A 19533-nucleotide genomic window follows, 5' to 3' on the forward strand; every position below is an offset into this window, starting at 1 on the left:
CCTCGGGGGGGGGCGCCGGGGGGGGGCCTGTGGGGGGGTTGCACATGAAATCGTGTCTGGGCCTTTTTTTTCGCTCGGGGGGGGCGCTTGCCCTGGGCCCCCCCCACCACTGCTTTACATCTCCTCGGACAGCCCGCGTAGACCAGCGTCGATGTCCTCCACCTCCAGCACCTCGCCTTCGGTACCCCGGCGCTGATGCGCGCTCTGCCCACTCACCAAGTCCCAGCGCCGCTGACCCCTCAGGTGCCCCCGGCTATGGCCACCGCCCACTACCGCCGGCGGGTCGGAGGCGGTTTCGAGGGCGAAATCCAGCCCCCTCCGGGAGCCTCGTGCGTCCTACGTGCGCCACCGCCAGGCCGTGCGTCAGACGCGCGCCGATACCGATCGATGGCCGAACAACGGGCTACACGGTGGCAGGCTGCGCACTGGGCCTGTACGGGTCGACCGAGGAGGTCCTGAACCTCGCCCGAGGAGACACGGCCGTCGCCATCACCCCGACACCGGACTCCGCCCCTTCGACACCCTCGACGGCCTCTGCGGTTCCCTCTTCGGCGCCACGCTCCCCTCCAGCCCCACCGCCCTGCCCACGCCGCTCATATTCGCCCGCCCCGGACATGTCCTGTTCGGGAGCGACCGGCCATTCGCGCCCACCGCCACGGGCCGGTACTTCGCCGTCGCACGCGACAGCGGCGTCGCCCCCGGCACCCACGCGTCAACCGCGGAAAGGCCGAAGTCTTCTTCGCGCGCCCGGCCGACCGCGCCCCCGCGCCCGGGCCGGCCACTCCCGGTTCGCCCGCGCCGGTCCGCGCAAGGCGTCGACACCCGTCCCTTCTTCGAACTCGTCCGGTCCGGAACCGACCGAGAGCACCGGCACCGGTCGGCCGGAGATCGTGGTCGGCAACCCGGCGGACCCGCCGGTCTCGGCCCACACCGTCCTGCCGCGCCAGGCGTGCACGGTGCCCCTCCGAAAATCCGCCGCCCCATCGCCGTCGGCCACCGCCCGGCCCCTCGCGGGCGTCACGGCGGCCAGGGGCCCTTCTCGACGTGTCGGTCGCGGTCGAGCCGGGCCAGTTGCCGCAGGGATACGGCGATGCCGTGCTCCCGGCACCACGCGACGGCGACTCCGAGCGGGATGCCGTGGTCGCTACGCAACCGCAGCAGGGCGTACGCCTGTTCGGCAGGTGGATGGCGCGCTGTCACCGCGCTCTCCAGCAGGGCAGGCGCTTTCGCCAGCACGCGCGCAAAGCGTTCCCGCTCCGCGCGCACCGTCTCCAGCAGGTAGTCGGTGAGCGGTGTGAAACCCAGCTGCGTGCGTGCGGTCTGGTCCGCGACCTGCACGAGACCTTCGAGCCAGGTGAGGGACACGCCGGTGAGGGCGAGCTCCGTGGCCGCGTTACGCAGCAACCTGCGCACCACATGCGACCGCCCGCGGGGCCCCGGCACGAAGCCCGACCCGATGAGCAGGGCAGCGGTGAAGACCCGGTCGACCAGCAGGCGAACCCGCTGGGCCTGTGTGCCGCGCGTCCCGTGCACCGACAGCACGTCACGGACACTCTTCACCAGCGCCTCGAAGCGCCGCACACCGAACGGTTCACGGGTGTCGTCCACGGCGCTGAGGAGTTCGCTCTCCAGGATCGCGACCTCCAGCAGCGAACGGCCCTGGGAGGCCGGGCTGAACTGGAGGTGGGCGAGCGTGAGATAGCGTCCGCACCGGCATCCCGGACCGCAGGCGCCGCCACAGGGGGAACCGACCGGGAACTCGATGCTGAGCCGAGGCCCGCCGGCGAGCACCGCCCGCTTCGCGGTCGACACGGTCCGCCAGTCGTATCCGATCCGATGCCCCGCCATCCCCAGGTGGGCAAGGGCCCGGCACAGGGGGTCGGAGTCGGCGGGGTGCGCCGGCACAACGAAGGCGAGCCTGCCCGCGTCCACCCCCACACCGGCGAGTGCTTCCACGACGTGCTCGATGGGGACGTGGAACGGACGTGGCCCCGCCCAGACGGCGCTCAGCACCCGCTGGGCCGAAGGGGGCATGGCGACCGGCAGGGCACCCATGGGCCGCGTCCCGATCGACCAGCGCACCGTGTAGACGCCGCCCCACGATCGGGACACCGAACTGAGCAGCGGGTCGATCCACGAGGGCGCCAGGTGGCTCGTAAACAGTTCCGCGCGGTCGGGCGGCACCAAGGTCGGCGGCGGCTGCCAACGGTAGCCCCGGGCGGCCAGGACCTCGGACGCCTGCTGAATATCTGTCGACGCTCCGGCCAACCCTACCGTCCCCCAATTCATTAGTGACTCACTTATGACTCCCAATGTAACAAGAAAAATTCCGAGCCCAAAGATTACCCAAATTGATAAATAAATGCCACGATATCGCGACCTGAGACCACTCTCAAAGGGCCTCATTTACGGCATATCGTCTGCGACATTCGTTTCTTGACTAGACCAGTCATGAACTGTCAAGATTTCCTCAGTCGAACCGAGTGACTCAAAACCGAAGTGACGGAGAGGTCCCACCGTGCGCACTCTTGCCGCCTTTTCCCTGACCACCCTCGCGCTGCTGCTCATGGGCATCACGACCGTGGGAGCGCTCCCCATACGCTCGACGAGCCTTCACGAAACCAGCTGGGCCGTTTCGGCCGGGGGGCCGACCAGCGGCACCGACGGCGACATCCCGCTCTGCTGCTGAGACGGTCCGGGGAAGGCGGCGGCACCGCGCGAAAGGGCCCCCCGAGCAACTCGAGGGGCTCTTCGACCATCGTTCCCGGCGGCTCCGGATCTCAGCAGCACAGGGGCAGGTCGGGGCCATCGGGGCCGCCCGCAGCACGGACGTCCCGGCCGGCGACCGCACCCCGGACCGGCCCGGCCGGCGACGACGCCGCCCCCAGGACACAGAGCAGGGCCAGGACGGCGAACAGAGAGCGGGCAGCAGCGGTGCTTCTCATACGTTTTCTCTCCCGATTGCCTTGCACACCAGTCGACGGGATGTTGCAGGGCGGCGCGCCGACACCGCGGGCGGGGCCGATCGCCCATACGAACGAAATTACATGACTGCCGCAGTCAAGACGGCGGCAAGCCTGGAGCATGAGCATCACTTGTCATGGTTTGATGCATTTCATTTCTGTCGAAATATACTTTTGAGGGTGTTTTCCCGTGGCTCGGGGCAGCGGGCGTGTCGTCGGCGTAACGGCCGGGCAGCGGCAGCGTGCCCGCCCGGAAACGGCGTGCGACCTCGGACGCCCGGAGCTTCCCGCTGGTCGTGACCGGCAGGCTCCCGCGGGACGCGAAGTGCACCTGTGCGACGTAGAGATCGAGCTCTCCCGCCAGCCGACGCCTCAGGAGACCGGCCAGTCCGGCCGGAGGTGTGCTCACGCGCAGTTCGGCCACCAGATGGACGTCCGAACCCCGTCCGCCCTCCCCGCTCCCGGGCGGATCCGTCGCGAACACGACGCAGCGGCCCGGGTTGATCTCCGGGAACGCGGCGCACACGGCGAGGACGTCCGCCGGGTGGAACTGCTTCCCGCGATGGACCAGCACGTCGTCGGCCCGTCCCAGGACGAAGAGATGGTCCCCGTACAGGAAGCCCCGGTCTCCCGTGGCGTGCCACTCCCCGCCGCCGGAAGGCCGCACGGGAGCCGCGTCCCGCTGCTGCCAGTAGCCGCTGAACAGCTGAGGTCCCCGGAGCAGGATCTCGCCGACGGCGCCCTCCGCCGCCCCTGCGACGGCGACCCGCGTCCCCGCCACAGGGATGCCCGAGGAGAGCAGCGATGCGATGGGCTCGTCCACCGCACTCCCCCGCTCCACGGGAACGACCGCGCCCTCGGCCAGGGGCCGCCGCAGCACCTCCAGGCGCAGGGCAGGTCGCTCGGGGGTGCTCGCGGTGACGGTGAGGGTGGCCTCCGCCATGCCGTAGGAAGGGCACAGGGCGGCGCGCCGGAAGCCCGCGGCGCCGAAGTGCGCCGCGAACCGGTCCAGCGTGCCGGGCCGGACGAACTCCCCGGCGTTGCGGGCCACCCGCCACGAGGCGAGGTCGAAGGCGTCGGCCTCCGCACGCGGAACGCGCCGTACGCACAGGTCGTAGCCGAAGTCGGGGGCGCTGGACAGGGTCCCCCGGCACGCGCTGACGGCCGCCGGCCAGGACGCCGGTGAACAGGCGAACTCACGGGCCGGCATCAGCACCGATCCGTACCCGGTGAACATCGGCCGCAGCACCCCCGTCACCAGGCCCATGTCATGGGAGAGCGGCACCCAGGTCACGGCCACGTCGTCGTACCGCTCCCGGTAGGTCCGCGCCGCCTGGCCGCAACTCGCCAGCAGCGCGCCGTGGCTGACGGCCACCCCCTTCGGATCGGCGGTCGACCCGGAGGTGTACTGCAGGAAGGCGATGTCGTGGGCCTGCGCGTGGGTGACCGTACGGCTGGGCGCGCCCGGGGCGGCGGCACGTTCCCAGGAGCGTACGGCGCACCGCCCGCCCCGGCCGTCCAGGAGCGAGCGGATCTCCTGGTGCCACCCGTCCGTCGTGATCAGCAGGGCGGGATCGCAGTCCTGGACCATGCCCAGCAGCCGGTCACGGAACGCCCCGGGACGGGACGCCTCGGGGGTTGGTGCCGGCACTGCGATCAGACCGGCCCCGACGACGGCCAGGAAGACGGCCGTGAACGAGGCGTCGTTCGGCAGGACGAGCAGGACGCGGTCGCCGGGTGCGGCACCGTCCGCGCGCAGAACGGAGGCGCAGTGCTCGGCGAGCGCCGCCAGTTCGGCGAACGTCGTCGAGGCGCGGACCGCTCCGTCGCGCCATGTCGTCACCGCGGTGCGTCGGGGGTGGCGTCGGGCGTGCTGTCGCAGCCAGCCGTACGCCGTCGGCACCAGGGGGCCCTGGCTCGTCACCGACCGGTGTCCGCGTGCGCGGGGGCCGCGGCGAGCGCCGCCCGTGCGATTTTGCCGCTGGGCGTACGGGGCAGCGATCCGGTGGGCCCGGTGACGACACCGCGCAGGGTAAGGCCGAGACGCTGTGCCGCCGCCTGTACGGCGGGGGTCACATCGGCCGGGCAGTGCCTGCTGACCTCCACATGGCAGGTGAGGTCGGCGCCGACGACGGCGACATCCGTCACCCCCGGGATCAGCCGGATCTCGAACTCGAGGCGGGCCTGGTCCGGATCTCCCGAGACGTCCGCTCTGCCGACCACCGTGAGAAATCCGTCGGCGTCCAGGAAGCCGATGTCCCCGGTGTCCATGAAGCGTTCCTCGTCGTCGCCGCGATCGGCGCCGCGCAGACTCACGCGGATCTCTCCGACGGCGCCCGCCGGTACGGCGTGCCCGTCGCGCGCGATCTCGATCCCGATGCCCGGCAGCGGCCGCCCGACGGACCCCGGACGGTCGAGCCAGTCCTCGGAGCCGATCTCCGTGAGGGTGCCGCGCGAGGTGCCGTAGTACTCGTGCAGCACGGGGCCCAGCAGGTCGATGGCGCTGCGCTTGACCGCGGGCGGACAGGCCGATCCGCCGTGGAAGACCACGCGCAGCGGGTGGTGCGGTGCCTTCCCGTCCTCCACCAGTTCCAGCAGGCGGTCGGGGCTCAGCATGGCGCTGTCCGCCTCGTACCGGTCGACCGCCGCGAAGAAGCCGGCGGGCGACCAGTCGCGCTGCACGACCACCGCGCTGCCGGCCTGGAGGGCGTAGAGGGCCGGCCCGAGTGTGCCCAGGTGGTAGGTGGGGTTGGCCATGACGTGCGCGCCGCGGTCGGTGCCGGCGCCGTACCGCTCGGCCACGGCGACGCCCTTGTACGGACGGGGCGGGCGCGGGCGGAGCACGGCCTGGGGGACGCCGGTGGTGCCCGAGGTGGCGAACACCAGGTATCCGGCCCGTGGCCGCCGCGCGGACTCGGGGGCGGCGGGGGGCGGTTCGACCGCCGCGGCCAGTTCGTCGTCCCCGACGACCGGGCACGGCAGCGGTCCGAGGGACCGGGCGCCGTCGGTGACGAGCACGGCGGCGGCGGTGCCGGTGAGCAGTGCGTCGGCCGTCGGGGTCGCGAAGTGGTGGGCGCCCACGGGAAAGACTCCGTAGCCGTGGCGCAGCCCCGCCAGGGCCAAGGCGAAGAAGCGGGGTCCGGTAGGGATGTCCGTGGCGACGATGGCGCCCTCCGCCACCCCCGCCCGCTTCAGTCCCCGGGCCATCGCATCGGCCCGTTGCCTCAACTCGCGGAAGGTGAAGGCCTCTTCCGAGTCGGTGACGACGACGGCGGGGCGGTGGGGGAACCGGTCCGCCGTCTTCCAGGGGTCCCAGAGATAGGGCCGCATGTGCCTCACCTGTCCCGGCCGGCGGAGACGTCCGCGAGTACGGTGGCCAGTGCCGCGAAGTCCGGCTGGGTCAGCACCAGTTCCAGGTCGATCTCGGTGTGGAACATCCTTTCCAGCTCGGTGACGAGTTCCACGGCGGCGACGGAGTCGCCGCCGGCCGAGAAGAAGTCGTCTTCGGGCCCGACCTCGCGCATGAGGATCTCGGACGCGGCGGTCAGCACCTGACCGAGGGGCGTGTCGGACATGGGTTCTCCAGAGGTATCCGGTGCGGCGTGGCCGCGTCGTCGGTTCAGCGGACCTGGGGTACGGCGGGGCGGAACTCCGCGTCGGGGCTCGTGTCCGGCCGCGGGGAAGCGGGTGCACCCGCGCGCGCCACGGTGTTCATCACGTCCGTGGCCATGGCGTCGAGGATGCTCCGGGCCAGCGGTCCACCGACCGTCGCCCCGTCGAAGCGCAGACCGAGGAACAGCCGGTCGCGGTAGGCGTTGCAGTTCAGCAGCAGGGCGGAGTCCTGGGTCGTGCCGATGCGGACCAGGGGGTAGGCGTCGGTGGTGATCCGTGCCGGTCCCGTCTCACGGGTCGCCGCGTAGTCGCCCTCGAAGGTGCGCAGGTGGACGATGACCTGCTGGCCGCCCCGCAGGGGGCCGCCCGCTACCGGCTCGGGCGTGCAGTCGGCGATGTCCTCGGGGGTCATGATCTGGTGACGCAGCGCGTCGAGGAGCCCGCCGCGGACATGGTCCACCACGTCGGGCAGGCGCTGGTCGAGGCCGGTCAGGGCCAGCGGGGCGGAGCCGGCGAGCATGCCCACCAGGTCCCGCTCGCGGGTGGACCGGGTGTCCACCGTGGTCCGGACGGCCAGCCGGTCCCGCCCGGCGGCCCGTGCGGCGGCCCGGGCGAAGGAGGCGACCACCCACTGCGGCAGCGAGCACCGCTCGCGTTCGCACAGCCGCCTCAGCGGTGCCACGGTCTCGGCCGGGAACTCGATCCGCACCACGCCGTCCTCGGTGCCGGCCGCCGCGGCGGGCCGCGTCCATCCGTTGGCGGCTTCGAAGGCCAGCCGCCGGCTCCAGTCCCGCCGGGCGCGTACGGTCCGCTCCGGGGTGGCGCCCGCGTGCTGGCGGATCGCCGCGGCGGCGAGCGAGGGGGCCGTGGCCGGTGGGGTCTCGCCGCGTCCGAGAGCCTCGTAGTCGCGCCAGACCTCCCGGGCGAACAGATGGTGCGCGCGGCCGTCGAAGACCATGTTCTGGAAGGTCGCCAGCAGCGCGTGCCGGTCGTCGCCGTGGCTCAGCAGCCGCAGGGCGAACGGCCGGGAGCCGTCGGCCCACTCGGTGACCACGTCGCGTGACAGGACGGCCGAGGCGTACCGGGCGAACTGTTCGGCCGAGGCGGCGCGCACGCTCTGCACGGTGACCGACCGCTCGTCGGTGCCGGGCGGGTGGGCCTGCTGGCCGCGCGGGCCGCCGGGACCGGAGACCAGCCGCATGTGCAGGGCGTCGTGCCTGCGGACGAACGCGTCCAGGGCCTCGACGAGCCGGGAGGTGTCGAGCCCGCCCGAGATCTCGAAGGAGATCCGGACGTTTTTGTGCACCCATCCGGCCCGGTTGATCTTCGCGTGGTAGCGCTGCTGCTCGAAGGTCAGGGGCACCACGGCTGGTCCCGACGGCACCGGTGTCCCGTCCTGCGGGCGGCTCCCGGTGTTCCGCGGGTCGCTCAGATCAGACATGCGAACTCCTCGCCGTCCGCCAGGAGTTCAGCGGGGGCTCCCGATTCCACGATCCGGCCGCCGTTCATGACGATCACCTGGTCGGCCCGGTCCAGGACGGTGAGGCGGTGCGCGATGACGACCACGGTGATGCCCGCCGCGAGCAGGCCGTCCAGGATGCGCTTCTCCAGCGCCGGGTCCAGGGCGCTGGTCGCCTCGTCCAGGATCAGCAGCCGCGGCTTCTTGGCGAGGGCCCTCGCCAGCACGATCCGCTGCCGCTGCCCGCCGGAGAGCCCGTGTCCGCCGGGGCCCACCAGGGTGTTGTAGCCCATCGGCATGGCCTGGATCTCGTCGTGGATCTGGGCCGGCCGCACCGTGTCGATCAACTCGTCCTTGGCCAGGTCCTCGTCGGCGCCGAAGAGGATGTTCTCGCGGATCGAGCCGCCGAAGAGCCGGGCGTCCTGGTTGACGTAGCCGATCTGCCGCCGGAACGTGGGCCGGTCCAGTTCGGCGATGTCCACCCCGCCGACCGTCAGCATGCCGGCGGTGGGGACGTGGAGCCCGGCCAGCAGCATGCCGAGGGTCGACTTGCCCGACCCCGACCTGCCGACGACCACCACGAACTGGCCCGGCTCGATGGCGAGTTCCACGTCCTTGAGGGTGGGGGCGGGGGCACCGGCGTAGCGGAAGGCCACTCCGGTCGCGGTGATCCGGCCCGGTTCCGTGACCCCGGTGTCGGCGAGCAGCCCGCGGGGCTCCGGCGGCGTACGCAGGACGTCGTCGAGTCTGGCCAGCGTGGGCCGGATCATGGCGAGTTGGGAGGCGGCGTCGAACACGCCCTCCAGCGGGACGAAGAGCGCCATCGTCAGCGTCATGAAGCCCAGCGCGGCGCCGAGGGAGGTGTGCCCGTGGAGCACGCGCCAGACACCGAGCAGCAGTACGAGGAGGGGGGCCGCGAACTGCGTCGCCCTGCTCAGCGATGTGGTCAGCGCGAGACTGCGGCGCGCGTGCAGCCGCTTGTTCACCTCGCGGACCAGGGAGTGCGACCAGCGCTCGGCCGAACGTCCCTCCATGCCACTGGCCTTGAGGCTGGTGATGCTCTCCAGCATCTCCATGAGTTCTGCCTGGGACGTCGTCTGCCGTTCCAGGACCTCCTGGCTGAGCACCGTCTGCCGGCGCCAGGTGAGGACGAGCACGCCGGCCTGGACGGCGATCAGCGCGATCACCACCGCGGCGAGGAACGGGTCGACCAGCACGATGGCGATCAGGTAGGCCGCGGTCAGCAGCACGTCGAAGGCGGCGGAGACCGCGGTGAGGCTGAGCACCTGGGTCAGCACACTGCTGGTCCGGGCTCTCATGGCCAGGTCGCCGGAGTTGCGCACGGTGAAGTAGTCGTACGGCAGTGAGGTCAGATGGCCGACGATGCCCAGGGTCAGGCGTTTCTCTATGACCGCCTGCCGTCTGGTCACCAGGAACGACCTCACGACCTGCAGGGCGAGGAACAGCAGCGCCAGGCCGCCGAGGACGGCCGCGAAGAGCCACAGCCTGGTCGCGGCCCGGTCCGGCACCACATGCTCGACCATGAAGCCGGTGCTGAGGGGCAGCGCCAGCTCGAAGGCCATCAACGCGCCCGAGGCCAGCGCGAGCCGGATCAGTTCACGGCCGCGGGGCAGGAACTGGCCCAGCTGTCGCCACGGGCCCTGCGCGGAGTTCTGGGCCGTCTTGGCGCGGGGCTGCGCCAGGGGCGGTTCGAACTCCAGCGCCACGCCGGTGAACGCCTCGGCCACCGAGGCGCGGCTCAGCCGCCGGCGTCCGAACGCCGGGTCGATGACGTCCACGTAGTCCTTGGTCGCCGCTTCGAGCACCACGAAGTGGCTGAAGTTCCAGAACAGGATGGCGCCGGGGGTCAGTTTCGGGAGGGCGTCGAGGTCGGCGCGGACGCCTCTGCCGCGCAGGCCGAACGAGCGGGCGATCTCCAGCAGCGTGCGGGCGGACGAGCCGTTGCGGCCCGAGTCCGCGCGGGCGCGGACCGTGTCGAGGTCCACCTCGACGCCGTGGTGACGCAGGGTCGTCACCAGACAGGCCGGCCCGCAGTCGCTGACCTGGGTCTGGTAGCAGACGGACAGGCGTCCTCGACGGGACCGGCCCAGCCCCTCCCGAGCAGCTGCGACGACGGCCCTGAGCCCCTTGGGCCGGTGTACCGAGGCGTCATGCCCGAGCACCGGACCCAGCCCGTCGGCCCGCCGGTGGTGCTCCAGCGCCTCCGTGCGGAAGCGCGAATCTGCCGACATCCTCCTGCCCTTTCCTGTCGGCGGCGGCATGCCGGGAGCGGGTGACTGCTCCGGCACGCCGACCGGGTCCTGCGGCACCTTCCGTACCGACGCCCCGGGCGCTGCAGAGGACTGCGGCACCCGGGGCGGCCGCGCGGTCTCCGTGGGACGGAGCCGGCGACGGGTTCAGCTACTTCAGATGACGCACTTGGAGTCGACGTGGAAGGTGCCGCCCACGATGTCGTCGAGCTCCTCGTCGGAGAGGTTGGTGATGTCGACCTGGTTCTCGGTCATGTTTTTCCCTTTCTCGAAAGCGAAACAACACCGTGGCGGACATCGGGTCGACCACGGCAATGAGACCGTACCCAATCGATCCCCAGAAATAAAGCCTTGACTGAGAAATTGACAGCAAGTCACAATCGCTGTCACCCTCAAAGTCAGTGTGATCCGGTGGAGTGCCGAAGGCGCGTCGCCGGGCAGCTCCGCAGCTCACGAGGAGGCCCCCATGCACGCTCCGACACTCGCCCGGTGGGTAGGGGACACCAGCGCCTTCATGACCACGTACTGGCGCCGGCGCCCCGGCGTCTTCCGGCCGGACGGCGGGGCGCCGAGCCCGTTCACGCTCGCCGACGTCGACGCCGCGTTCGCCACGGGACTGCTGCGCGAGCCCTACATCGAGATGACCCGCGCCGACCTGACGCTCAGCCCCTCGGACTACCTCTCCTCGCGGCCCATGTACAGCGACCGGCACGACGGGTTCGCCGACGAGCGGAAGATCTCCGCGCTGCTGGACCGGGGCGCGACCCTGCTGCTGCGCCGCGTCGACCAGTGGCACGAGCCCACCCGGGAACTGCTGGCCGCCCTCACCGGCGAGCTGGGCCTGCCCGTGGAGGCCTTCTGCTTCGTCACCCCCGCCGGCCGGCAGGGGGTACCCCTCCACCGCGACGACGCCGACGTGCTGGTCGTCCAGACCGAGGGAAGCAAGCACTGGCACGTGCACGAGGGCCCGGCCGACGGCAACTGGCAGCAGGGCAGGGTGGACGACGACCCGCCGCCGGAGGTCATGCAGGCCACGCTCAGGGCCGGCGAGGTGCTGTACATTCCCCGCGGCTTCGCCCACCGGGCCACCGGCGACAGCGGGCTGTCCGCCCATCTGTCGCTGACCGTCCGGGAGGTCCACATGGGCGACCTGTTCCGCAGCCTCCACAAGATCGCCGGGGAGAGGATGGCCGTGGAGACCCGGCCGCTGACCGACGACGCGGTCCTGGCCTGTGCGAAGGGCATGCTGGAACACGTGCGTGCGCGCCTCGACACGCTCTCGCCCGAGGACCTCGTCCGGCATGCCCGCCGCACCCGGCTCGCCCAGCTTCCGCCGGCACCTCGCCCGCCGGCCCTGACCCGGCGGGCCATGACCGGGGAGGCGGTGCCGGCGGCCGGACGCGAGGGCCACGAGCCGCCGGGCGACGCCCCGGACCCTGAATCCCGCCGGAGCTGACCGGGCGCGACGGTTCAGCGGAAGGCGGTTCAGCGGAAGGCGGTTCAGCGGAAGGTGACCGGCAGGGCGAGGACCTTGCCCACCGACAGGTAGGGCGAGCGGCGCAGTTCCGTCTCGTCGGTGCTCACCACCGCACCGGTCCGCCGCAACTCGTCGAAGAGTGCCGTGATGCTGCCCCGGGCGAGCGCGGCCCCGGGGCAGTAGTGCGGCCCGAACCCGAAGGACAGATGGGCGAGCCGGTCGTCGCCGGGGCGGAAGGCCAGCGGGTCGGAGAAGTGCCGCGGGTCGAGGTTTCCGGGCCCCAGTCCCAGCAGGATGCGGTCGCCGCGGCGCAGTTCGTGGCCGTCCACGGTGAGCGGGGCGCTGACGTGCCGCTGTACGAAGCGGAAGGGACAGCCCAGCCGCAGGGTCTCCTCGGTGAGCGCGTCGGCGTCATGGTCCCGCTGTTCCTCGGCACGGCCCCAGTGCCGGACGGCGTCGGTGAGCAGCGCGGCGAGCGGGTCCAGGGAACCGGTCAGGATCTGGGCGGCGGCGGCCACCGCGGATTCGGGGCCGAGGCCGGGCGACGCCTCGATGGCACGCAGCGCCTCCGCCGCCGGCCCCTGGCCGGTGGCCAGTACGGTGCCGTGGATCTCCGACCGGAGGGCGTCCAGCGCCTTGCGCGTGGTCAGGGCCAGGTCGTCGTCGGTCAGCGACAGCGGCTTCGCCATGTACTGCACGATCCCCTCGGCCGCCGCGACGGCGGGCCGCAGCCGAGGCTCGGGAACCCCGAAGAGGGCGGCGATCAGATGCCGGGCGAAGGGGTACGCGAAGCCGCCGACCCATTCCACGGTCCCGGCGGCACGGGCCTGCTCGACGAGTTCCGCGCAGCGCGTCCGCGCCGAGTCCAGGACGGGTTCGAGGGCCGCGTTGGTGAACGCCGGACGCAGTCCCTCCTTGAGAGCCTCGTGGTGGTCGCCGTGCGAGAACAGGGGCCAGAGGGCCAGGAACTCCTTGATGGGCCGGTGCAGCTCGTACTGCTCCGGAGGGAGCATCCCCATGAGCGGATCACTGATTTTGGCGTTCTGCAGGGACCGCTCGCGCAGCAGGACCCGCACCTCGTCGTAGGTGTTGACGAACAGCGCCTTCATCGTCGGTTCGTAGGCGGAGACGGTCTCGGTCATGCCGTGCATGGCGGTGTTGGGATCGGTCACCGAGTAGTCGTCGAACATGGGGTGGGTCATGGTCTGCTCCTTTCGGACGTCCGGGCGTCGCCGGGACGGGCCTGCGGTGAGGGGGCGTCGGTACGGAGGGAGGCGAGTACGAGGTCCGCCGCGGCGGCCACGTCGGGTGCGGTGCGCACGAAGCCCGCGGGCAGCGCGGGCGGTGCGGGCGGTGCGCCGGCCGGTGCGGCCCCGACCAGCACGGTGCCTCGGCAGCCGGCGTGCAGACCGGCGAGCACGTCGCTCACCATGTCGCCCACCATCCAGCTGGCCGCGAGGTCCAGGCCCAGGTCCGCCGCCGCACGCAGCAGCATCCCGGGGCCCGGTTTCCGGTCCGGATGCTCGATCACGGTCCGGTCGGCGCCCCGCGGAACCTCCGGGCAGAAGTAGGAGGCGTCCAGACGGCAGCCCTCGTCGGCGAGCAGCGTGTCCAGAGCCGCGCCGACCGCGCGGTAGGCGGTCTCGTCGATCAGCCCGCGGCCGATGGCGGACTGGTTGGTCACCAGTACGGTGACGAAACCGGCGGCGGTGAGACGGCGCAGGGCCCGGCCGGTGCCGGGCAGCAGCTCCACCCGCCGGGGGTCGCCGAGGTGGGGCACATCGCGGATCAGGGTCCCGTCCCGGTCGAGGAAGACCGCGGGCCGCGTCCCCGCGGCGGGCACGGTCACGCCGGCTCCGGCACGTTGACCAGCGAGGTCTGCGGGGGCGGGCCGTCCTCGCGCCGCGGGGAGGCGTCGCGGGCGGGCCGTACGGACTGCCGCTCCAGGTCCGCCCGCAGCAGCTGCGAGGCCGCGTGGCAGACCGTCATGTGGACGTCCTCGATGACGCCGTGGTTGCTGCTGGCCACCCGGATGTGCAGGTCCGCCAGCGGAGCCACACCGGCGGCGGTGTCACCGGTCAGGGCCACGAGCCGCTGGCCGTTGCGCCTGGCCGTGTCCCCCGCGCGCACGACGTTCGGGCTGGTCCCCGAGCAGCTCAGCGCGACGACGAGGTCCCCGGGCCGGGCGTAGGCGGCCAGCTGGTAGGCGAACACCTCCTCGTAGGCGATGTCGTTGGCGATGGCGGTGGTGAGGGGGGTGCTGTCGCTGAGGCAGAACGCCCGCAGCGGCGCACAGTCCGGCACGGCGCTGGTCTTGAGCAGGTCGGTGACGTGGTGACTGGCCGTCGCGGAACTTCCGCCGTTGCCGAGGAGGAACACCTGCCGCCCCTCCGCCCGCGCCAGGCCCAGCTGTTCGGCGTACCGGGTCACGGCCGACCGGTCCAGGAGGGCGAGGGCCCGCGCCAGTTCCCCCAGGTAGCTCTCCAGCTGGCGGTTTCCGCCGTTGGCCTGATCGGTCGGCATTCCGGTTCCCCTCGCGTGAGACATCCTCACAACAGCGCGTCGTGACTGTGCACCCAATCGCACCTTGACAGATTGTCACAGTCATCAGTCACAATCAAGAGTCGACCTTTGCCGCCACCGCTACGCGGGCTCTCGGGAGCGCGACTGCAATGCGGTCGGCGAATCCAGTCACAAACCGCTTCCTTTACGGGAGGAAATTTGTCCATGCCCTCGCAGACCGGACATCGCGTCCAGTCCCTGGATGAGACTCCGATCTACTCGAGGCCGGCCGCAGGCACCCGGATCGGAATTGCGGGGGCGGGCGGTATCGCGAGTTTTGCTCATATCCCCGCCTATCTGCAGCTCGGTCTGACCCCGGCCGTCCTCTTCGACAACGACCCGTTCTCCATCGACCGGGCGCTGGATGCGATGGGGGACGCGCCACGCCCCCGGGTCTTCACCTCCGGCCGGCAGTTCGCGGAGGCACTGCCCTCCCTCGGGCTGGACGTCCTGGACGTCGCCCTGCCGTCGCCTCTCCATCACGCCTTCCTGACCGAGCTGCTCGACGTCTGCGGGTCGGCCTGCCCGCCGCTGCTGGTGCAGAAGCCACTGGCCCAGGACAGCGGCGCCGCGCGGGACCTCGCCGAACGCGCCGCGGCCCTGGGCGTCCCGATGGCGGTCAACCTCAACGGCCGCTGGGTGCCGACCTTCCGCAAGGCACGCGAGCTGCTCGCACGCGGCCTGGTGGGTCCCGACCCCCTCGTCTCGTTCGTCAACCGGGGCCTCAACCGCAAGGAGGGCGACCAGTGGCGCAGCCGTCTCCCCCGGCTGATCGCCTACGAGATGGCCGTGCACCACGTCGATCTGCTGCACTGGGCGTTCGGGCCGGTCAGCTCGGTGTACTCGGTGGTCCGCAACGTCGGGGGGCTCGGCGTCGACGGCGACAACGTGGCGGTCATCGTGCTGCGATTCGCGTCGGGTGCCGTGGCCAACCTGCTGGAGGACTGGGCCTGCCGCGACGACGGCGTCTGGCACTACCACCCGGACGCCGAGCAGATCGTCGTCTCCGGACCCGGTGGCACCCTGGTCGCCACGCCGACCGAACTGCGGGTGACGACGGACACCGGCGAGGAGACCTTCACCACGGCCACGTCGTGGTTCCCGGACGCCTTCGCCGGTCCCATGGCCGAGTTCCTGGCGTCACTGGCCGAGGGCCGGGAGAGCGAACTCGCCGCCCTTCGGCACGTCGACGTCCTGCGCACCCTCGACGCGGTGTACGAGTCCTCCCGCACCGGCGAGTCCGTACGCCTGGAGTCACGGACGGAGGCGGCGCGTTGAACGGCGAGCTGCTGCGCACCACGGAAGTCCCCGCTCTCCTGGGCGGGGAACCCGTACGCACCACCCCGCTGCCGGTGGCCTACGACGGCTCCGGCAGGATCTTCGGCCCGGAGGAGGAGGACGCCGTACGCGACGTGCTCCGCCGCGGGACCCTCACCCGGTGGGGCGGCACCGCCGTCGACGACCTCGAACGCGCCTGGGCCGAACGCCTGGGCGTGCCGCACGCGCTCGCCGTGTCGTCCGGGACCGCCGCGCTGCACGTGGCCCTCGCAGCGCTGGACCTCGCACCGGGATCCGAGGTGGTCACCACCCCGGTCACCGACATGGGCACGGTCATCGCGATCCTCCAGGCCAACCTGGTGCCCGTCTTCGCGGACGTGTCCCCGGAGACCGGGATGCTGACCTGCGAGACGGTGGCGGCGGCGATGACCGCGCGCACCGGCGCGATCCTCCCCGTGCACCTGTTCGGCCGCTGCGCCGACACCGCGGCACTGCGTCAGCTGGCAGACGAGCACGGGGTCTTTCTGGTCGAGGACGCGTCCCAGGCGCACTTCAGCTTCGACCGCGAGGGCTACGCGGGGACGCACGGCCACCTCAGCTGCTTCAGCCTTCAGCAGTCCAAGGTGGTCAGCTGCGGGGAGGGCGGCATCGTCGTGGCCGAGGGCCGGTTCCACGAGCGTGCCGAACTCATCCAGAACAAGGGGTGGCTCAGAGGCCGGCAGGGCAACCGGGCCTATCCGGTGGTGGGCCTGAACTACCGCATGCCGGAGCTGTCCGCGGCCGTGGCCCTCTGCCAGCTCCGCCGGGCGACCGAGATCATCGCCCGGCGGCGGCGGTCGTACGCCGTGGTCGTCGAGGCGCTGCGGGACGAACCGGGACCGGTGATCACCGCCGAGCGCCCGGGAGAGCGAGCGAGCTGGTGGGCGCTGTGCGTGCGCTGGCCCGAGCTCGCCGACGAGCCGGAACTGGCCGCGGCCGTGGAGAAGTCGCTGCGGGCCGACGGTGTGCCGTTCAGCCCCGGCTACATCGGCACCTCGCCGCTCTATCTGAGCGCCGCCCTCCAGCGCCGGGGCACGGAGGGACGCCACGGCCTGCCCTGGACCCTGCACCCGGAACCGCCCGTCTACCGCCGGGGCGACTGTCCCCATGCGGAGCGCTTCCTGAAAGAGAGCTTCGTGATGAACTGGAACGAGGGCATCACACCGGACGACGCCGCCGACATCGCACGGGCCCTGGCCCGGGCCCTGCCCGCGGCGCGGGCGTTCACGGCCTCGGCACGACCCGCGGGCACCCGGCGATGACGCCGGCCGCCGCCTTCGACGGCTGGGCCCTCGATCCCGGCACCCTCGGATTCCATGTGCCGTTCGCCGAGTACGTGGCGGTGGCCGCGGCAGCCGGCTACGACGCGGTCGAGGTCCCCGTGGCCGAACTGGCCGCGCTCGGACCGAAGCAGCTCGCCGAGCTGTGCGCCCGGCACGGGGTACGGGCCGGGATCTTCTCCTGCCCGTGGTCGGGACCGTACAACGGCAGTGTTCCCGACGAGGTGTTCGAGCAGCGGCTCCGGGACATCCCCCGGGTGTTCGCGCTCGTCGCCGAGGCGGGCGGCACCCGCGTCTCCGCCTTCTTCAACGGGCGGCGCCCGGGCATGGCCGTGCTCACCCGCGACCGGCTCGCCGACCGGGCCGGGCGGCTCGCCGCACAGGCGGCACGCCACGGACTGCGGATGTGCCTGGAGCTCAACGACACCGACCATCTCGCCGCCGCGGCGGAGATCCTGCTGACCGCGCGGGGGGTCACCGGACAGCGGCCGCAGCTGCTGGTGGACACCTTCCACCTCTACCGGGCGGGACTCGGGACCGAGTGGCTGGACGCACTGCCGTCGGACGCGATCGGCTGGGTGCACGTCAGCGGGGTCCCGGACGGGACGCCCCGGTCGGCGGACAGCGGTCCGCGCACCGCGCCCTTCCGCGGTACGCAGCCGACGGCGGACCTGCTGACCGCCGTCCACCGGGCCGGCTACCGCGGACCGCTGTCCATCGAGGTGCTGCCCGCCCCTGAACCCGGCACCGGCCTGCACGCGCATGCGGCCGGCCTCCTGGAGACGGCCCGCCGGGGACTCCCCCGGGTACGGACCGCACCGGAGCGGGCCGGTGCGGTGAGCGGCCCGGACCGGACGGGAGGGGCGCGATGACCGACGCGCCGCTCCTCGGTGACCCGCCGCGGACCGCGGACCGCCGTGCCGGGGCCGGCGACGGCGTGCTCCGTGACCCGCTCACCGGCCAGCAGGTCCTGATCGCCGGGCACCGGCAGGACAGGCCGCAGACGCGGACCGGACCGTGCCCGTTCTGCCCCGGCGGCACGGAGGCCCCGGATCCGTACGACGTCAAGGCCTTCCCCAACCGCTGGCCCGCGCTGCCCGGAGCCAGCGAGGTCGTGCTGTACACGCCGCGGCACACCGGTTCCCTGGCCCGGCTGAGCCAGCAGGAGGTGCGCAAGGTGGTCGACCTGTGGGCCGAGCGCACCGCGGAGCTCGGCCGGAGGGCGGACACCGGCTACGTCCTCGTCTTCGAGAACCGCGGCGGCGAGGCGGGGGCGTCCGTGGACCATCCGCACGGCCAGATCTTCGCGTTCCCCGAGCCGCCCGACGTCCCGATGCGTGAACTGCGCTCCGGCACCTGCGCGTTGTGCGCGGAGAGCGTTGCGGACGACCTGGTCGTGCTCGGCACCCGGGGCTGGCGCGCCTGGGTGCCCCGGGCGGCGGGATGGCCGTACGAACTCCGCCTGGCCCCCCGCGCGCATGTGCCGGACCTCCCGTCGCTGTCGTCGGAGTCCCGCGACGAAATGGCCTGGACGCTCGGCGAGGCGCTGCGCCGGCTCGACCGGGTGGTGGGCGGCACCATGCCGTCGATGATGTGGATCCACCAGCGGCCCACCCGGGGGCACTGGCCCCAGGCGCACCTGCATGTGCATGTGACGGGTCTGTGGCACGCGCCGGGCAGGCGCCGGCACGTCGCGGCCGGTGAGCACGGTTCCGGGGTGATGGTCAATCCCCTGGTGCCGGCCGTGGCCGCCGGAAGGCTCCGCGAGGCCTAGGGAACGGGTACGGCGATGCCCGCGGCGCAGGCGCGTCGCGGGCATCGCCGTGTTCCTCGGGTGTCTCACTCCCGGTCGAGCACCGCCGCATAGCCGCCCCAGGCGGTGGCGTCGACGTCGGTGACACTCCAGCCGGTCTCGGCCGCGGCGACGGCCAGATCCGCCGGAGACACGAACAGCCAGTCGAACTCGTCGCTGCTGACGCCGGCGTAGGAGGTGCGCATGCGGACCAGTCCCCGCGGGTCGCCGCGCCGCACGTTCTCCTCCTGATAGGCCAGATCGGCCGGATCGGTGGAGAGCGCGACGTCGGTGTTGCCGAGCAGCACGCGCCCGCCCGGCCGGGTGACACGATGGCATTCGGCGAGCAGTCGGTTCACTCCGGCCGGGGTGCCGCCCATGGACAGCCCGTTGGAGAACAGCAGCACGGAGTCGAACGTCCCGGGGGCGTAGGTGAGCCGAAGGGCGTCCATGACCTGGACGTTCCGGCCGCCGCGCGCACGGCAGATCCGCACGGCCTGCGGGGAGATGTCGATTCCCTCGGCCTCCAGGCCCGCCCGTTGCAGGGGCAGAAGGTGCTTGCCCGCGCCGCAGCCGATGTCGAGAACCCTGCCGGACGCCTTGTCGAAGGCCCGCCGTTCGTAGTCCCGGAAGTCCGACGGATCCTCGAAGCGGCGCTCGATGGGGTCCTCGGACACCTTCCCGTCACTGCGCACGTAGCAGAACGGCGGCCGGTAGCAGCCTCGCAGGTAGTCGTCCATGGCGGTGGCATGAGGATCCACCGGATAGGTGCCGGTCCGGGTCTCTGTCATGGTCTCCCTG

The 19533-nt window shown here is 72.2% G+C and carries 17 protein-coding genes; 6 read left to right on the forward strand and 11 right to left on the reverse strand.

The annotated features are described in order from the left end of the window. Positions 1 to 1017: 1017 nt before the first annotated feature. Positions 1018 to 2112 carry an alanine--tRNA ligase-related protein gene (locus ACIRR9_RS33850; RefSeq protein WP_403759794.1) on the reverse strand — a complete coding sequence of 365 codons (1095 nt, stop codon included), beginning with the start codon at positions 2110 to 2112 and terminating at the stop codon, positions 1018 to 1020. A 406-nt stretch (positions 2113 to 2518) separates the two neighbouring features. Here ACIRR9_RS33850 and ACIRR9_RS33855 point away from each other — a divergent pair, with 406 nt between their 5' ends. Beyond that, positions 2519 to 2689 (forward strand): hypothetical protein, encoded by a 171-nt coding sequence (locus tag ACIRR9_RS33855; RefSeq protein ID WP_403759796.1) that lies wholly within the window; start codon positions 2519 to 2521, stop codon positions 2687 to 2689. A 91-nt stretch (positions 2690 to 2780) separates the two neighbouring features. Here the strand turns inward: ACIRR9_RS33855 and ACIRR9_RS33860 are convergent, their stop codons facing one another. The 6 genes from ACIRR9_RS33860 to ACIRR9_RS33885 all read right to left on the reverse strand — a co-directional run bounded on the left by ACIRR9_RS33860 (position 2781) and on the right by ACIRR9_RS33885 (position 10286). Continuing rightward, a complete protein-coding gene (locus tag ACIRR9_RS33860; protein ID WP_365347975.1) occupies positions 2781 to 2945 on the reverse strand; it encodes a hypothetical protein in 165 nt (54 codons plus the stop codon). 115 nt (positions 2946 to 3060) lie between these two features. After that, the gene (locus tag ACIRR9_RS33865) at positions 3061 to 4887 is read right to left on the reverse strand and encodes an AMP-binding protein (RefSeq protein WP_403759799.1); all 1827 of its coding nucleotides are present in this window, start codon (positions 4885 to 4887) and stop codon (positions 3061 to 3063) included. After that, a complete protein-coding gene (locus tag ACIRR9_RS33870; RefSeq protein ID WP_403759801.1) occupies positions 4884 to 6293 on the reverse strand; it encodes a class I adenylate-forming enzyme family protein in 1410 nt (469 codons plus the stop codon). The genes ACIRR9_RS33865 and ACIRR9_RS33870 overlap by 4 nt, the downstream gene beginning before the upstream one ends. Before the next feature lie 5 nt (positions 6294 to 6298). Continuing rightward, positions 6299 to 6538: a phosphopantetheine-binding protein gene (locus ACIRR9_RS33875; RefSeq protein WP_365347969.1), complete on the reverse strand. Its 240-nt coding sequence runs from the start codon at positions 6536 to 6538 to the stop codon at positions 6299 to 6301. Positions 6539 to 6582: 44 nt separating this feature from the next. Continuing rightward, positions 6583 to 8016: a condensation domain-containing protein gene (locus ACIRR9_RS33880; RefSeq protein WP_403759803.1), complete on the reverse strand. Its 1434-nt coding sequence runs from the start codon at positions 8014 to 8016 to the stop codon at positions 6583 to 6585. Beyond that, a complete protein-coding gene (locus tag ACIRR9_RS33885; protein WP_403759805.1) occupies positions 8004 to 10286 on the reverse strand; it encodes a peptidase domain-containing ABC transporter in 2283 nt (760 codons plus the stop codon). The genes ACIRR9_RS33880 and ACIRR9_RS33885 overlap by 13 nt, the downstream gene beginning before the upstream one ends. Before the next feature lie 484 nt (positions 10287 to 10770). Between ACIRR9_RS33885 and ACIRR9_RS33890 the strand changes: the two genes are divergently transcribed. Next, entirely contained in the window at positions 10771 to 11760 is a 990-nt protein-coding gene (locus ACIRR9_RS33890) for a JmjC domain-containing protein (protein WP_403759807.1), read from the forward strand. Positions 11761 to 11804: 44 nt separating this feature from the next. Here the strand turns inward: ACIRR9_RS33890 and ACIRR9_RS33895 are convergent, their stop codons facing one another. Genes ACIRR9_RS33895 through ACIRR9_RS33905 form a run of 3 tightly spaced genes read right to left on the reverse strand, consistent with a single transcriptional unit; the run spans position 11805 to position 14304 of the window. Next, positions 11805 to 12983: a cytochrome P450 gene (locus tag ACIRR9_RS33895; protein ID WP_403759809.1), complete on the reverse strand. Its 1179-nt coding sequence runs from the start codon at positions 12981 to 12983 to the stop codon at positions 11805 to 11807. Beyond that, positions 12980 to 13630 (reverse strand): D-glycero-alpha-D-manno-heptose-1,7-bisphosphate 7-phosphatase, encoded by a 651-nt coding sequence (locus ACIRR9_RS33900; protein WP_403759811.1) that lies wholly within the window; start codon positions 13628 to 13630, stop codon positions 12980 to 12982. The genes ACIRR9_RS33895 and ACIRR9_RS33900 overlap by 4 nt, the downstream gene beginning before the upstream one ends. Further along, the gene (locus ACIRR9_RS33905) at positions 13627 to 14304 is read right to left on the reverse strand and encodes an SIS domain-containing protein (RefSeq protein ID WP_403759813.1); all 678 of its coding nucleotides are present in this window, start codon (positions 14302 to 14304) and stop codon (positions 13627 to 13629) included. Before ACIRR9_RS33905 ends, ACIRR9_RS33900 begins: the two co-directional genes overlap by 4 nt. A gap of 204 nt (positions 14305 to 14508) precedes the next feature. Here ACIRR9_RS33905 and ACIRR9_RS33910 point away from each other — a divergent pair, with 204 nt between their 5' ends. Genes ACIRR9_RS33910 through ACIRR9_RS33925 form a run of 4 tightly spaced genes read left to right on the forward strand, consistent with a single transcriptional unit; the run spans position 14509 to position 18714 of the window. Next, positions 14509 to 15621: a Gfo/Idh/MocA family protein gene (locus ACIRR9_RS33910; protein WP_403759815.1), complete on the forward strand. Its 1113-nt coding sequence runs from the start codon at positions 14509 to 14511 to the stop codon at positions 15619 to 15621. Continuing rightward, positions 15618 to 16922, forward strand: coding sequence for a DegT/DnrJ/EryC1/StrS family aminotransferase (locus ACIRR9_RS33915; protein ID WP_403759817.1), 1305 nt, complete (start codon positions 15618 to 15620; stop codon positions 16920 to 16922). The genes ACIRR9_RS33910 and ACIRR9_RS33915 overlap by 4 nt, the downstream gene beginning before the upstream one ends. Further along, the gene (locus tag ACIRR9_RS33920) at positions 16919 to 17812 is read left to right on the forward strand and encodes a sugar phosphate isomerase/epimerase family protein (protein WP_403759820.1); all 894 of its coding nucleotides are present in this window, start codon (positions 16919 to 16921) and stop codon (positions 17810 to 17812) included. The genes ACIRR9_RS33915 and ACIRR9_RS33920 overlap by 4 nt, the downstream gene beginning before the upstream one ends. Further along, positions 17809 to 18714 (forward strand): DUF4931 domain-containing protein, encoded by a 906-nt coding sequence (locus tag ACIRR9_RS33925; RefSeq protein WP_403759823.1) that lies wholly within the window; start codon positions 17809 to 17811, stop codon positions 18712 to 18714. Before ACIRR9_RS33920 ends, ACIRR9_RS33925 begins: the two co-directional genes overlap by 4 nt. A 65-nt stretch (positions 18715 to 18779) precedes the next feature. On the opposite strand, the gene ACIRR9_RS33930 is transcribed toward ACIRR9_RS33925, so the two are convergent. Then, positions 18780 to 19523 carry a class I SAM-dependent methyltransferase gene (locus ACIRR9_RS33930; RefSeq protein WP_403759826.1) on the reverse strand — a complete coding sequence of 248 codons (744 nt, stop codon included), beginning with the start codon at positions 19521 to 19523 and terminating at the stop codon, positions 18780 to 18782. Positions 19524 to 19533 lie beyond the last annotated feature (10 nt).

The organism is Streptomyces sp. NPDC101234, assembly GCF_044767525.1.
GTDB classification, from domain to species: domain Bacteria; phylum Actinomycetota; class Actinomycetes; order Streptomycetales; family Streptomycetaceae; genus Streptomyces; species Streptomyces sasae.

What these genes read in the sequence shown, in the direction of transcription:
- ACIRR9_RS33870 (WP_403759801.1), bottom strand. Translation starts at nt 6,293, where the DNA reads ATGCGGCCCTATCTCTGGGACCCCTGGAAGACGGCGGACCGGTTCCCC.
- ACIRR9_RS33925 (WP_403759823.1), top strand. Translation starts at nt 17,809, where the DNA reads ATGACCGACGCGCCGCTCCTCGGTGACCCGCCGCGGACCGCGGACCGC.
- ACIRR9_RS33930 (WP_403759826.1), bottom strand. Translation starts at nt 19,523, where the DNA reads ATGACAGAGACCCGGACCGGCACCTATCCGGTGGATCCTCATGCCACC.
- ACIRR9_RS33875 (WP_365347969.1), bottom strand. Translation starts at nt 6,538, where the DNA reads ATGTCCGACACGCCCCTCGGTCAGGTGCTGACCGCCGCGTCCGAGATC.
- ACIRR9_RS33890 (WP_403759807.1), top strand. Translation starts at nt 10,771, where the DNA reads ATGCACGCTCCGACACTCGCCCGGTGGGTAGGGGACACCAGCGCCTTC.
- ACIRR9_RS33895 (WP_403759809.1), bottom strand. Translation starts at nt 12,983, where the DNA reads ATGACCCACCCCATGTTCGACGACTACTCGGTGACCGATCCCAACACC.
- ACIRR9_RS33920 (WP_403759820.1), top strand. Translation starts at nt 16,919, where the DNA reads ATGACGCCGGCCGCCGCCTTCGACGGCTGGGCCCTCGATCCCGGCACC.
- ACIRR9_RS33905 (WP_403759813.1), bottom strand. Translation starts at nt 14,304, where the DNA reads ATGCCGACCGATCAGGCCAACGGCGGAAACCGCCAGCTGGAGAGCTAC.
- ACIRR9_RS33860 (WP_365347975.1), bottom strand. Translation starts at nt 2,945, where the DNA reads ATGAGAAGCACCGCTGCTGCCCGCTCTCTGTTCGCCGTCCTGGCCCTG.
- ACIRR9_RS33910 (WP_403759815.1), top strand. Translation starts at nt 14,509, where the DNA reads ATGCCCTCGCAGACCGGACATCGCGTCCAGTCCCTGGATGAGACTCCG.
- ACIRR9_RS33885 (WP_403759805.1), bottom strand. Translation starts at nt 10,286, where the DNA reads ATGTCGGCAGATTCGCGCTTCCGCACGGAGGCGCTGGAGCACCACCGG.
- ACIRR9_RS33880 (WP_403759803.1), bottom strand. Translation starts at nt 8,016, where the DNA reads ATGTCTGATCTGAGCGACCCGCGGAACACCGGGAGCCGCCCGCAGGAC.